Source organism: Sporocytophaga myxococcoides (genome assembly GCF_000775915.1).
In the GTDB taxonomy this organism is placed as follows: domain Bacteria; phylum Bacteroidota; class Bacteroidia; order Cytophagales; family Cytophagaceae; genus Sporocytophaga; species Sporocytophaga myxococcoides_A.
On record NZ_BBLT01000003.1, the window covers coordinates 466,098 to 479,083 of the forward strand.

General features: G+C 36.3%; 10 protein-coding genes. 8 read left to right on the forward strand and 2 right to left on the reverse strand.

Features of this window, described 5'->3' with window-relative positions:
• Positions 1–36 precede the first annotated feature (36 nt).
• From odhB to MYP_RS09865, 7 genes are all read left to right on the forward strand, one after another.
• Positions 37–1,515, forward strand: coding sequence for a 2-oxoglutarate dehydrogenase complex dihydrolipoyllysine-residue succinyltransferase (gene odhB, locus MYP_RS09835; RefSeq protein WP_045462237.1), 1,479 nt, complete (start codon positions 37–39; stop codon positions 1,513–1,515).
• A gap of 5 nt (positions 1,516–1,520) precedes the next feature.
• A complete protein-coding gene (locus tag MYP_RS09840; protein ID WP_045462240.1) occupies positions 1,521–2,456 on the forward strand; it encodes a hypothetical protein in 936 nt (311 codons plus the stop codon).
• Between the two features lie 38 nt (positions 2,457–2,494).
• Complete coding sequence (gene lpdA / locus MYP_RS09845) at positions 2,495–3,892, forward strand: dihydrolipoyl dehydrogenase (RefSeq protein WP_045462243.1); 1,398 nt, start codon at positions 2,495–2,497, stop codon at positions 3,890–3,892.
• Between the two features lie 219 nt (positions 3,893–4,111).
• Positions 4,112–4,546 (forward strand): VOC family protein, encoded by a 435-nt coding sequence (locus tag MYP_RS09850; RefSeq protein ID WP_045462246.1) that lies wholly within the window; start codon positions 4,112–4,114, stop codon positions 4,544–4,546.
• Between the two features lie 65 nt (positions 4,547–4,611).
• Entirely contained in the window at positions 4,612–5,058 is a 447-nt protein-coding gene (locus MYP_RS09855; RefSeq protein WP_045462249.1) for an ATPase, read from the forward strand.
• Between the two features lie 191 nt (positions 5,059–5,249).
• The gene (locus MYP_RS09860) at positions 5,250–6,632 is read left to right on the forward strand and encodes a hypothetical protein (protein WP_045462252.1); all 1,383 of its coding nucleotides are present in this window, start codon (positions 5,250–5,252) and stop codon (positions 6,630–6,632) included.
• A 161-nt stretch (positions 6,633–6,793) separates the two neighbouring features.
• Positions 6,794–7,204: a response regulator gene (locus MYP_RS09865; protein ID WP_045462255.1), complete on the forward strand. Its 411-nt coding sequence runs from the start codon at positions 6,794–6,796 to the stop codon at positions 7,202–7,204.
• Between the two features lie 16 nt (positions 7,205–7,220).
• Here the strand turns inward: MYP_RS09865 and MYP_RS09870 are convergent, their stop codons facing one another.
• Positions 7,221–10,931: a metallophosphoesterase gene (locus tag MYP_RS09870; protein WP_045462258.1), complete on the reverse strand. Its 3,711-nt coding sequence runs from the start codon at positions 10,929–10,931 to the stop codon at positions 7,221–7,223.
• Positions 10,932–11,064: 133 nt separating this feature from the next.
• Here MYP_RS09870 and MYP_RS09875 point away from each other — a divergent pair, with 133 nt between their 5' ends.
• Positions 11,065–12,288: a Pycsar system effector family protein gene (locus tag MYP_RS09875; RefSeq protein ID WP_045462260.1), complete on the forward strand. Its 1,224-nt coding sequence runs from the start codon at positions 11,065–11,067 to the stop codon at positions 12,286–12,288.
• Here the strand turns inward: MYP_RS09875 and MYP_RS09880 are convergent.
• Positions 12,257–12,913 (reverse strand): DUF2652 domain-containing protein, encoded by a 657-nt coding sequence (locus MYP_RS09880; RefSeq protein WP_045462262.1) that lies wholly within the window; start codon positions 12,911–12,913, stop codon positions 12,257–12,259. The genes MYP_RS09875 and MYP_RS09880 overlap by 32 nt on opposite strands.
• Between the last annotated feature and the right edge of the window lie 73 nt (positions 12,914–12,986).

Consider the following 12,986-nt stretch of genomic DNA (forward strand, 5'->3'; position numbering starts at 1 on the left):
TGAATTAATAACCTTTTTCACTAAATAATAAAGAGAATGGCTTTAGAAATAAAAGTCCCGGTAGTCGGGGAATCTATATCAGAAGTAACGGTTGCAAGATGGAATAAGAAAGACGGGGACTTTGTTAATGCAGATGAGCTTCTTTGTGAACTTGAGTCGGACAAAGCGACCTTTGAATTAAATGCTGAAACGGCAGGTATCCTTCGTATCAAAGCGAAAGAAGGCGAAACTGTCGTAATTGGCGGACTTCTTTGCGAAATTGAGCCAAGTGGCAAGAGTGAAGCTAAGCCTAAAGAAGCCGCAAAAGAAGAAGTTCCTGCTCAAACTTCAGGAAGTTCTGTCATAGAAATGAAGGTTCCAACTGTTGGAGAATCGATCTCAGAAGTAACACTTGCCCGATGGTTTAAAAAGAATGGAGAAGCAGTTGCTGCTGAAGAAGTTCTTTGCGAATTGGAATCTGATAAAGCAACTTTTGAGCTTACAGCTGAAGCTTCCGGTGCATTAGAAATTATTGCTCAGGAGGGAGCTGTTCTTCCGATTGGAGCTGCGATTTGTAAAATATCAGGTGTCAAGGCGGGAGCAAAAACTGCAGCTGCTCCTGTTACAGGAGATACTGACTACGCTAAAGGGCATACCTCACCTGCTGCAGGTAAGATACTTGCAGAAAAAGGTATTTCTCCTACTGCAGTAGCAGGTACAGGCAAGGATGGAAGAATTACTAAAGAAGATGCCTTGAATGCTGAAGCAGTGAAAAAGGAAAGTGCTCCGGTTGCGAAACCTGCAGAAACTTCTAAACCTTCGGTTCAAAGCGGCGCAAGAAGCCAGAGAAGAGAAAAAATGACAAGTCTGAGAAAGACTGTGTCAAGAAGATTGGTAGCTGTGAAAAACGAAACAGCGATGCTAACTACTTTTAATGAGGTAGATATGAAGCCAATCATGGATCTAAGAGCCAAGTATAAGGATCAGTTCAAAGATAAGTATCAGGTAGGTTTGGGCTTTATGTCCTTCTTTACTAAGGCATGCTGTCTGGCTCTTCGTGAGTTCCCTGCGGTAAATGCTTACATTGAGGGGGAGGAAATCGTTTATAACGACTTCTGTGATGTGTCAATTGCAGTTTCAGCACCTAAAGGACTTGTAGTTCCTGTAATCCGTAATGCGGAGTCAATGTCTTTTGATCAGATAGAAAAAGAAGTTGTAAGACTTGCTGGACGTGCGAGAGACAATAAGCTTACTATTGATGAAATGACAGGAGGTACTTTCACTATCACAAATGGTGGAATTTTCGGTTCTATGCTTTCTACTCCAATTATCAATGCTCCTCAGTCTGCCATACTTGGAATGCACAATATTGTTGAAAGACCTGTTGCTGTTGGCGGACAAGTGGTGATTCGTCCGATTATGTATGTAGCGCTTTCATATGACCACAGAATCATCGATGGAAGAGAGTCTGTTGGTTTCCTTGTGAGAGTAAAACAACTTCTTGAAGATCCTTCAAGATTATTATTAGGTATATAAGAAATATGTATTTCAGACTGCTATTAGTTTTTCTTTCTCTGATTTTCGCATCATCACAAGGCCGTGCTCAGATTTTTGACATAAAGGCGAGTGATGCCAGGAAAATTAAGGAAAGAAAACTAATTGTAGTACTTGCAGATACAACCCAAGCCTGGGGCAAAAGAAATAATGATTTGTTGAAGTCGATTGTCCCTGAATATTGGGATTCCATTTCAATAGAATTCATGGACCTTTCACAAGTGAGGAAATTGTATGCTGCAAAAAATACAGAATATTTTACCCTCGAATTTTCTTCTCTCAGGTCTCAGAAAAATCCTCTTCTTGGAAAACTTAGCCCTGAGGTAGACCCAAGATCTGTATTATGGAATGCTAAAGAGCATGGGTATTTTGAACTGGCTTTGTCAGAAAATTTTGAGAGGCCGTTTTATAAATTCCGGACAGCAGTATCTGCACCTATTGAAGGGGACTTTATTGTCGCCATTCAGCAGATTAGCAAGTTGATTGCTTATAAAAAGCTGGAGCCAAGTTTTTCTGATAAGGAGTATTTCAAATCTATTGCAGCAAAAGCTCAGACTCTGAAGGATCGTACACTGAATATAGATACGCTTCAACTGAAACGTGTTTTCAAAACATTCGAATATGTTTCTGAAGAGTATACTCAGAAGTATAAATTGACAGATTTTGCGGAGATTACAGAAAAGATAAAAGTATCTGATAGTACAGCTGCATATACAGCTGTTATACCTTATACAGATGTTCTGGGAAGAGGAAAGAGCTTTGAAGGTACAGCAGGTGGAGGAATGGAAGCTTTTGAAGGGAATATTTATTACCTGCACGTTGTTATAGATGCCAGGGATGGCGAGATTATAAGTTTTGCAAAGGACGAAAATGCCAATATTGAGCGAAGAAGCCTGAGGCAGTTTGTCAGATATTTCGAATAAAACATTTCACAATTTTAACTTTTTAAATTTCTGATCATATGACATATGATGTTGTAGTTATTGGTTCGGGTCCTGGCGGTTATGTTGCTGCCATCAGATGTGCCCAGTTAGGAATGAAAACAGCTCTGGTTGAGAAATATACTTCGCTTGGAGGTACTTGTCTTAATGTAGGTTGTATACCATCCAAAGCATTGCTTGATTCTTCAGAGCATTATCATAATGCAGCTCATGCTTTCAAATCGCATGGTATAGAGTTAAAAGACCTGAAGGCGAATATTAAGCAAATGATACAGAGAAAAGGCGATGTCGTGAGCAAAACGGTAGAGGGCATCAACTTTTTAATGAAGAAAAATAAAATTGATGTTTATACTGGTCTTGGTTCATTCCTGGATAAAAATACAATTCAGATAGCCGGAGCTGATGGAAACAAAACCATCACCACTAAGAAGACAATTATTGCTACAGGTTCAAAACCATCTTCTTTGCCGTCAATTGCTATCGATAAGCAAAGAATTATTACTTCTACAGAAGCGCTTAATCTTACAGAAATTCCTAAGCACATGATTGTGATAGGAGGTGGTGTAATTGGTCTTGAGCTAGGTTCTGTTTATGCAAGACTGGGAACAAAGATTACGGTTATTGAATACTTAGATTCAATTATTCCTACAATGGATAAAGCTCTTGGAAGAGAGTTGCAAAAGGTATTAAAAGGACTAGGCTTTGAATTTTACTTCAATCATAAAGTTACAGGTGCTACTGTAAAAGGAAAAGAAGTAACCGTAAAAGCAGATGATAAGCTTGGTAATTCAGTTGAATTCAAAGGAGATTATTGTCTTGTATCCGTAGGAAGAAGGCCTTATACAGAAGGCTTAGGTCTGGAGAAAGCAGGAGTAAAGCTGGATGAAAGAGGAAGAATTGCTGTAAATGATCATTTGGAAACTTCTGTTCCTAGTATTTATGCAATAGGTGATGTAGTCAGAGGTGCAATGCTTGCACACAAAGCCGAGGAAGAAGGAGTGTTTGTCGCTGAATACATGGCTGGTCAGAAACCACATATTAATTATAATCTGATTCCAGGGGTAGTTTATACATGGCCTGAAGTGGCTGCAGTAGGTTTTACTGAAGATCAATTAAAGGAGCAGGGAAGAGCATATAAAACAGGATCATTTCCATTCAAAGCATTGGGCAGAGCAAGAGCAAGTATGGATACGGATGGTTTTGTAAAAGTTCTAGCAGATAAAGGGACAGATGAAATTCTTGGTGTACATATCATTGGTCCGAGAGCTGCTGATATGATAGCAGAAGCTGTTGTGGCAATGGAGTTCAGAGCATCTGCGGAAGATGTTTCAAGAATGTCTCATGCACATCCGACATATACGGAAGCATTTAAAGAGGCATGTCTTGCTGCTACTGAGAACAGAGCGTTGCACATGTAATTCTTGTGATGACTAATATTAGAAGGGCTATTCCGAATAAGGATAGCCCTTTTTTGTTTTAGATAAGACGGTTCCTGATTAGAAATGTTCATGGGCTTTTAGTTTGTTTTTCGAATTGATTTGCTGAAATGGCCTTTACAAATGTCGTTTTTTACCCCTGTTTTTTAACTTAAGAAAGATTACTTTGTATTAGTATTTAACTCTTAATTTATAACGCAAATGTCATTAATCAACCCTTATCTGACTTTCAACGGTAATTGCCAGGAAGCATTTAACTTTTATAAATCCGTATTTGGCGGTGAATTTATTACTATTCAGAAATATAAGGACATGCCTCCTTCTGAAGATCTTAAAATAGATACAAAGTTTGGAGACAGAATCATGCATATCTCTCTTCCAATCAATAAAGAAAAAGAAAATATACTTATGGGCTGTGATTCAAATCCTGAATATGGTGAAGTCCCGGTTGTCAGTAATATTACCCTAAGTTTTAGTGCCGATTCCAAATCTATTGCGGATAAAGTTTTTAGTTCCCTATCGGAGGGAGGAAAAGTCTCTATGCCTTTAGCAGATACATTCTGGGGTTCTTATTTTGGCATGTGTGAAGATAAATTCGGGACCAGTTGGATGGTAAGCTTTGATAAATCCAAATAGTTATAAATAAAAAGAATTGAAACCAGTTTGAAATCAAAAGTTGTTTTATCAGTAAAGATATTTCTATGGTTACGTTGACATTACTCAAATTTTCGGTACAAATTAATGCATCAAAAGATAAAGTGTGGGATGCACTTTGGTCTGATGTTTCATACCGCCAATGGACAGATGCATTTAGTCCAGGCTCATATGCAGAAAGCGATTGGAAAGAAGGAAGTAAAATAAAATTTTTGACTTCTGAGGGCGATGGCATGTTTAGTGTGATAGAAACAAAGAAACCCAATGATCAAATGACCTTCAGACATCTGGGAACTATTTTAAAAGGCAAGGAACAGCCAAAATCAAAAGAAAGTGAAGATTGGGAAGGAGCAAAGGAAAGTTATTTCCTCTCTGAGAATGATGGTATAACTGAGCTTAATGTGGAAGTTGATGTAACCAATCAATATCAGGAGTATTTTAATAAAACCTTTCCAAAGGCATTGGAAATCGTTAAAAAGATAGCTGAGCAATAGATTTGCCCTGAGAAATAGCAGGACTCATCCAGCCTGATCGATTCCTGCTATTTTAAGTTCAGTTTTTTAGGCATCAGTGTATAATTTTTTTTGATATAGAGTGATTTTAGAACACTAGGTGTTTTTCTTTTATTTTGTAACTTTATTGAATCGCCTAAAGTAAAATTCTACTGAATTATTGAGACTTGTTTATGTCAATTGTATTTAATACATCATTGTGGAAAAGCGTCGAAAATTTTGCACTTGATGAACCCACAGATGTTTATGGTTTTTCTACCCGCCTTGCAAATGAAAATAAGTGGACAATAAATTTTGCCATGTCTGCTATATTGGAATACAAAAAGTTTATGTACCTGGCTGCAACCTCTGACAAAATGGTATCTCCATCAGAAATAGTGGATGTTGTTTGGCACCAGCACCTTGTGTTTACAAAGTCCTATAATGAATTCTGTAATCTGTTAGGCAGAAAGATTGAGCATGTTCCGTCGACTCATAATAGTAAAGACCATAGGAAATTTGCTGCCGCTAAAGAGAGAACGAAGGTGATATATGAAGAGACTTTCGGGAAGCAACCAGAAGAAATATGGAATTACACGGATATATACGGACCACTTTCTTTACCTAAAGCTTCAATTAATTTAAGGACTTTTTTATTAATAGGCATCTTTGCCTTTGTCATTCTTGCAACGCCTTGTTATTATTTGTTTAGACCTCTGGTTATACAAATTGGTAATCCGTACTATATGTGGATGTTATTATTGGGCTGTGGGGCATCATTTAGCTTGTTGGATTTTTATAATAAGAGAAAGCAGTCAGAATTTTTGAATAAACTACCTCAATATGCTTTCTTAAAAAAACTTACACCGGTTGAGTTAATCTATGCTGAAAATTGTGATCTGTCACCATTTGTTGATGGCATAGTGAGTCGAATGATTGAAGAAGATAAGATTAATGTTAGTAAGAAATACAGATTGAAGAATAAAGCAAAGTCTGTAGCTGAGAACATTTATGAATTTGTGGTAAAGGAGACCCTGAAAAGTCATAGTAGAATTAAGTATAATGAACTTTTAAGACTTCTTAAAGGGCGGCATGTATTTTCTTCCATTGCGGGATCAATGGATGCATTTCAAAAATATTATATCAAATCAAAATTCTTTGGAAGGTTATACTACATGAACTTTGCAATCATATCAATGGTGTTCATGTCAGGTACTGTGAGGCTCTTTACAGGAATATCAAGAGAAAAGCCTGTGTTCTGGTTGGTAGTATTTTTAATAGCTTATCTTATATTGACTATATTTTTTCTCAAACGTCTTACTAAACAAATATTAAAAGAAACTATTCCTGACTTTTACAAAGCATCAACAGCTCATGATCATATAAATATTGAGGATTGGGATTGGAAATATTTTATGGCGGGTCCATTATTACTTGCTCCTACATTTATTTCTGCACGGAATGCAGGTAATGAAAGTAACAGTTTGGGAGGAGATGGTTCTTCATCGGGTTGTGGCAGTGGAGGTAGTTCCTGCGGAAGCTCGTGTAGCAGCTGTGGGGGATGTGGGGGAGATTAGGGGGGAAATTTAATTATATTAGCTATTAAGGACCTTAGATTTAATTATTTTTTTGATTCTGCTCAGAATAGAAAGTAAAGTTATAAACATTTTTCACAATTGTCTGTTAATAAATTACTTTAGCAGTCTTTGGGGTTTAAAACCATAAACTTCCATTATGCATGAAAATTGAAAATGTACTTTTGATAGACGATGATAATATTACCAATTTCATAAATCAACGTCTTCTTAGAAAATTAAACGTAGCAAGTAATATAACCACAGCCACCAATGGATATGAGGGGCTGGAGTATGTCCACAAATTTTGCAGGAATTTTAATAACTGTTCTCATCTGATTTTTCTTGATATTAAAATGCCTGTAATGGATGGAATAGAGTTTCTGAGAGAATTTAATACTCTAAATCTTCCTAATAAGGAAAATATTAACATCATTATGCTTTCCACTTCTTCTAATGAGAATGATATAAGGCAAATAGAAAAGTTTAAGGTTCGTGAATTTCTTACTAAACCGCTTACTGAAGAAAAGATATTAAAGGTATTACAGGATTGGGAATCTTACTGTCACGAATAATATTTTCACGCATTTTTTAATAGAAGAATCCTAGCCTGAAATTAAATAACTGGTCTTCTTCTGAAAAAGCATAGGTTGCATTCATTACAAACCTGTCATAGATCGACATCCACACTCCTGGACCGTAAGATGTATGCCATTCTCTGGATTTTTCTCCCCGTACATATACACGACCATTATCCAATAAGGCCATTAGACCGATTTTTGCAGGAAATATGTATGCATTAAAGTTGAAAAGTTCTCCTCGTAATTCTACATTCTGATAGAAAGAATCATCTCCAATGAACCTTGTTTTTCTGTATCCTCTTACGTTTTGTGTTAAACCTATACTATTGCCCTGGTAAAATTCAAAATCTCCTCCTGTTGCAGCAACGCCAATTCGCATGGCAAGTGTAAGTTGTTTGGGCAGGTTAGGTGTAATATATACTACAAATTCACTTTTAAAGTGTCTGTAATAACCTTTAGTGTATGTGAGTCTTTTGCTGATATTGGCTTCTGCAGTTAATAATATGCCTCTTGTAGGATTGTAAATATTGTCTCTTGTCCCTAAAACAAATGAAGTTCTTAAGCCCAGGAACTGTTGACCTTTGTATATCTCAGGGTTAGACTCTCCAAGTGTTTCAGATAGCAATGTGCCAGAGTTGTCTTCAACTCTGTAATACTCATAAAGTGGTCCAAGATTTATTTTAAAGAAGCTGGTGATATTTTTTGATAATGCTGGATTAATCACTGTATGCAACAAACGTACCCTATAGAAATCAATTCCTGTAATTTTGCCAGGGGTTTCATTACCATATCCGAAAAAGTTAAATACAAAAGCAGGGGCATAGGATAATGCATGAATGTACAAATCATATTTCTTAATAAAGTTTTTGATCTCACCTATATATTCTAATTTTCTTGAACGTGTGTGGGTTGCTACGTTTACCATGAGTCGGTGACTGGCTCCATAAGGCAAACTCCTGAATTTATATGTCTGGTACAAAACTCCTGCCCCAATATAGAATCCATCATCAGGATTATAATATAGCGTTGCCTGGGGCCCAAGGTATTTGTACCTGAACTCATCCAGACCTGTGTAGTTTATACTCTCTTTGAATGAAGTTTGATTGCTTGTACTTTTCCCTTTTTGTATATAAGTATCATAGTTTGTGTCATAGATAAATGTGCGATTGCCAAAGCCATCCACCTTTGAGAAGTCAAGTATGGTGTCCCGGTCTTTACCACCTATTATTCTTACTTTCATTCCTTTATCTACATCGCCCTTTAGAACAAACTTATCTTCTCCTCCAAGTCCATATAATCTGATTTCCCTTGTTACATCTAATTTAAAAGTCCTCTCATATAATTTCTTGGATACTTCTCCTTCTTTATTGATTTTGTTGATGGTAACTCTCGTCTGGGAATCATCTATTCGTTCTACATTGAAATACTCATCTTTATCACTTCCATAAATGTCAGTATATTGGTTCAGGGCATGATAATATTTAAGCGCTGCGTGATGCAGCAAATTTCTTCTGCTTTTCAGTTTGGCTGTAATTTCCGGTCCATGTATTGGGTATATAGAATCAGGAAGTGCTTTAACAGCTTCTTCAATCTTTTTGTCAGTGAGTTCCTTGCTGATACTGTCAGCTATCTCTATCCAGTCTTTTTCATCAAGAGCACTTAAAAATCTCCTGTCGATATTTTTGGCGCTTAGGTTAAGACCAACAATGTCTCCATATTGGTAATCAAAGCTCTGAAGGTTTCTGATGGCCCATTTTCTGCTGAGTATAGAGGGGAATACTCCATCAAATTTATAAAAAACCTGATCTCTGTCTTCAGGAATTACTTTGTATATTTTTCCTTTTTCAGTAGGAACATCTGTCCATCGAAATTGGCGTTCATGTCTGTCCCAGTCCCCCATCAACATATCTGTAAGTCGTGTTCTTAAATAAAATCTTTGATCTACTACATTGTCATTATCTTCTTCAATTTCTTCAAATACTTTGTCTGTACCAACGATGTTTTTTGAATAACCCAAGCTGGAAACATTGGAATGGTCATCATTTGCGTCTTCTTCCAGAAATGACAGACTGCCTTTAAATTCTTCACGGTAAGGTCCAAGGCAGCTGTCATTGGGAATATATACTATTCTTGGATTAGTGTGATATATTCCTACTGCTTCAGCAATCTTTGCTGCTATAAGGCTGCCATAAGGATGCTGAGCAGAGATTTGATCTTGTGCTAAATCCTGCACTATGGTATTTCTGAATGATGCAGGGATAGCTTTAGTTGGATTTTTATTTATGGATCTTAGTACAAATTTCCTTCCATCCAGATTTTTTAACTTAAGGGATTTTGATTGCTTTCCACCTCCGATTCCATAAGGTATTAATCCTCCCTCATCACTACTGAGATTGACATAAGGAACTGTGATAGGTTGTGTCCAGTCTTTTCTGTAGTGGTTTCCAAATAAAAACTGATGTAGCTTAGAAGTTTGATATTGTCCGGAGGCCGCCATAGTAACGGAAGAGTCTCTATAGTTTTTTTCAGATAGAGAACAGAACAGCTCTAATGCTCCGGTCTTTTTTTCATAAAGCTTATGCCTGAATTTTATGGTTCCCTCTGAACCATCTCCTTCAGGAATCCAGTATTCAATCCAAGCTTGTCCAGACTTATAGTAGTTAATCCTGGCAAATCCCTTTGCACGTTGGGTATACAATGCATTCCCTCCTGCTGAGACAGGATTTAGTCTGCTACCTGCCCCGCTTACAACATGGTTGATTTTGCCCTCTACATGAAGCTGAAGATTATGATCATGTCCCGCAGAATAAATGAGATTATCATATTCGCCTATTATTGAAGTTATTCTGGATTTGAAGTATTGATATTTGTAGTGTGAAATGTCCTGATCCACACCTCCGAATTTTCTATATAAAGGATAAATAGCTCCAATACCAGGAAGAGGGATATATAGATTTTTTCTTATGATCCTTAAAGGAAACATATAATCCAGAAAAGTATAATAGCCTCCATGGTTTCCATTGCTGTATAAAGGGTGATGAGCTACTATGAGTTTATGTCTGTTTTTGTTATTATCAAGAAAGTCTTTTAGTTGAACGATCATATCATCTTCATCTTCTGCATCACAATCGCCGCATGCTCCGTATGGCTTAATATATTTATGTAACCACCATTGAGAATCTATTGCAGCAAAGGCTATCTGTGGATGTATCATTCTTGTAAATGGCCCCGGACAAGCATTATCAGGAACGAATGAATTGTCTTGTTTTAAATAATTTTCTACAAAAGCTTCCTGTCTTTTGATTGCTTTTAATCCTCCGGCTTTCATATAATCCCAGTCATGATTTCCTGAGATCAGATATACTTGTCCTTTATAATTCTTAAATATTTTAAGTTGTTCTATTAGTTTAGCTTCCTGTTTTTCTCTAGAGTTGGCAGAAGGATCCGGCATTCCGTCGAAATAAATATTGTCTCCTAAAAATATAACTGCACTGTTTGTATCGCTATCAATGGTTTGTTCGAGAAGTTTCAGAGTTGGCTCCTGATTTGTAAGGGAAGGGCTCCCCGCATCACCAATAAGATAAACTGAAAATACCGGTCGAGTACTATCCGGATAAATTGTTTTCCAGTTTCTTACTTCTTTTTTGTAGTAAGGTAAATCTATGCAAGAAACATTCAATATTGAAAGAATAAAAACATTTATTGCTAGAAAAAACTTCATGTCGGAATTCGGAAAATTTGGTCAGTTATTACTGAAAGTACTATAGATTATGATCAGACAAGGATATGTAAACACTTACCAGCTATATCCGGTTATTTCATTAACTCTATTTTACTTTAAGTGTTTTTTTTAGATGGAACATACTACTAAAATATTAGGAGAGGTAGTCCCTTTTGTATTTAATCTATTAAGGGATAAATTGTCTCCTCAATATTTGTATCATAACTTTTATCACACAAGTGAAATAGTTAAATCCTGCAATCAGCTTGGAAAGCTTGCAGGTCTCGGCACAGAAGAATTGGAAATTCTTGAATTGGCAGCTTGGTTTCATGACACAGGATTTATAAATGGATATAAGGATCATGAGATTGAAAGTATGCGTATTGCTGAAGATTTTCTTACCAGGGAAAATTACGATAAGGGAAAAACAGCTAAGGTGCTTAGCTGTATAAAAGCAACGTCTAGATCGGAGGCTCCCCAAAATAAGCTTGAAATGCTGTTATGTGATGCAGATTTTTCTCATGCTGGTGATAAGGAATTTACCTCTAAGACAATGCTTTTGAAATTGGAATGGGAAAATATTGGGATGAGCAGTTGCTCAGATGAGGAATGGGATAAAAATCAGCTTAAGTTTCTTTCTTCTGTTTCCTATTATACAAGGGAAGCAGAGGAGCTCTATGGAGCTCAAAGACTATCGAATATTGTAACTCTAAAGAAAAGAGTTGAAACGAACAGGCAAAATGAAGAAAAGAAAAATATTAAAGGGAAAAAGCCAAAGCGTGGTATAGAGACCATGTTCAGAAGCGTTTACCGAAATCATATTAACCTTAGTTCTATAGCTGATAACAAGGCTAATATGATGATTAGTATCAATACTATAATAATCTCCCTGATGCTTACTGTAGTAGGAGCCAAATTTTCTTTTTTTGGCACCAGCCTTAAAGAAAATCCTGCTTTGATTTTTCCTGCGATAACACTAATAGCTACTAGCCTGGGAAGCGTGATATTTGCGATTCAGTCAGCTAAGCCAAAAGTAACAAATAGAATTGAAAGAGGGGATGTAAGGAATGACAAGCATAATCTTCTTTTCTTTGGAAATTTCACACATCTCAGTCTCTCTGAATTCGAAGTGTCTATAATGGAAGTAATGAAAGAAGATGTTCTCTTATATTCTAACATGATCAATGATTTATATTATCTGGGATTAGTATTGCAGAAAAAATATAAGCTCTTAAGATACAGTTACACTTTTTTTATGGTTGGGTTAATTGTAACCGTATTTGTTTTCATAAGCATACTGATATATCTGAAGATCGGCAATCATCCTATAAAGCAATACCATCTAAAGTTTTCCTAGAATCAATTACTTCCTTCAGATGGCTGAGACTTAAAAATTTATAATGTACTTTTCCAATGTAGTCATAAGTTTTATATCCACTTCGAAGCTTTGACCATGTAAAACTATTTTTGATAATATCTTCATTTTGAGTAAGTAGGTATTGGTCTGTCATGAGCAGATATTCCTTTTCTTTAACATTGTTTTTTAATATACGGTGTGCCAAGATAACATCAGGTCCAACTAGTTTTAACATACCTTTAATCTCTGTAGTAGTGATGCAGCCATAGTGAACTATGATTTTTATAGTCAGGTTGGACAGTTCTTCGGGCTCGATATTGCTCTTTTCTCTTATATCCAGTAACGCAAGGTGAAAGTCAAGGAACGTCTTCTTTACCTGAGATTCAAGTATATCCAATCCGGGTGGATCTCCTGTTTTGTAAAACATTACAGCATCTCCCAGTATTTCAGCAGTTTTAAAATTCAGAATATTTGAATCTATTATAACTTCTAATAACTGATGAATGTATTCTTTACTTTTTTCGATTTTGGTGCTTTTTATAAATTTTGTAAATCCCGAAATATCCGGAGTAAAAAAAAATGCAGGTTGGGCATCCTCAATCGCTGAAATGAGATCTATATACATAAAGCTATACTCTGTATTAATGTCCTTTATCTTTTGCTGGCAAAGGGCTACTAAAAATGAAACCCTTAAAAAT

Bases quoted from the DNA above. Each gene is read 5' to 3' on its own strand.
- odhB (WP_045462237.1), top strand. From the start codon at position 37: ATGGCTTTAGAAATAAAAGTCCCGGTAGTCGGGGAATCTATATCAGAA.
- MYP_RS09840 (WP_045462240.1), top strand. From the start codon at position 1,521: ATGTATTTCAGACTGCTATTAGTTTTTCTTTCTCTGATTTTCGCATCA.
- lpdA (WP_045462243.1), top strand. From the start codon at position 2,495: ATGACATATGATGTTGTAGTTATTGGTTCGGGTCCTGGCGGTTATGTT.
- MYP_RS09850 (WP_045462246.1), top strand. From the start codon at position 4,112: ATGTCATTAATCAACCCTTATCTGACTTTCAACGGTAATTGCCAGGAA.
- MYP_RS09855 (WP_045462249.1), top strand. From the start codon at position 4,612: ATGGTTACGTTGACATTACTCAAATTTTCGGTACAAATTAATGCATCA.
- MYP_RS09860 (WP_045462252.1), top strand. From the start codon at position 5,250: ATGTCAATTGTATTTAATACATCATTGTGGAAAAGCGTCGAAAATTTT.
- MYP_RS09865 (WP_045462255.1), top strand. From the start codon at position 6,794: ATGAAAATTGAAAATGTACTTTTGATAGACGATGATAATATTACCAAT.
- MYP_RS09870 (WP_045462258.1), bottom strand. From the start codon at position 10,931: ATGAAGTTTTTTCTAGCAATAAATGTTTTTATTCTTTCAATATTGAAT.
- MYP_RS09875 (WP_045462260.1), top strand. From the start codon at position 11,065: ATGGAACATACTACTAAAATATTAGGAGAGGTAGTCCCTTTTGTATTT.
- MYP_RS09880 (WP_045462262.1), bottom strand. From the start codon at position 12,913: ATGTATATAGATCTCATTTCAGCGATTGAGGATGCCCAACCTGCATTT.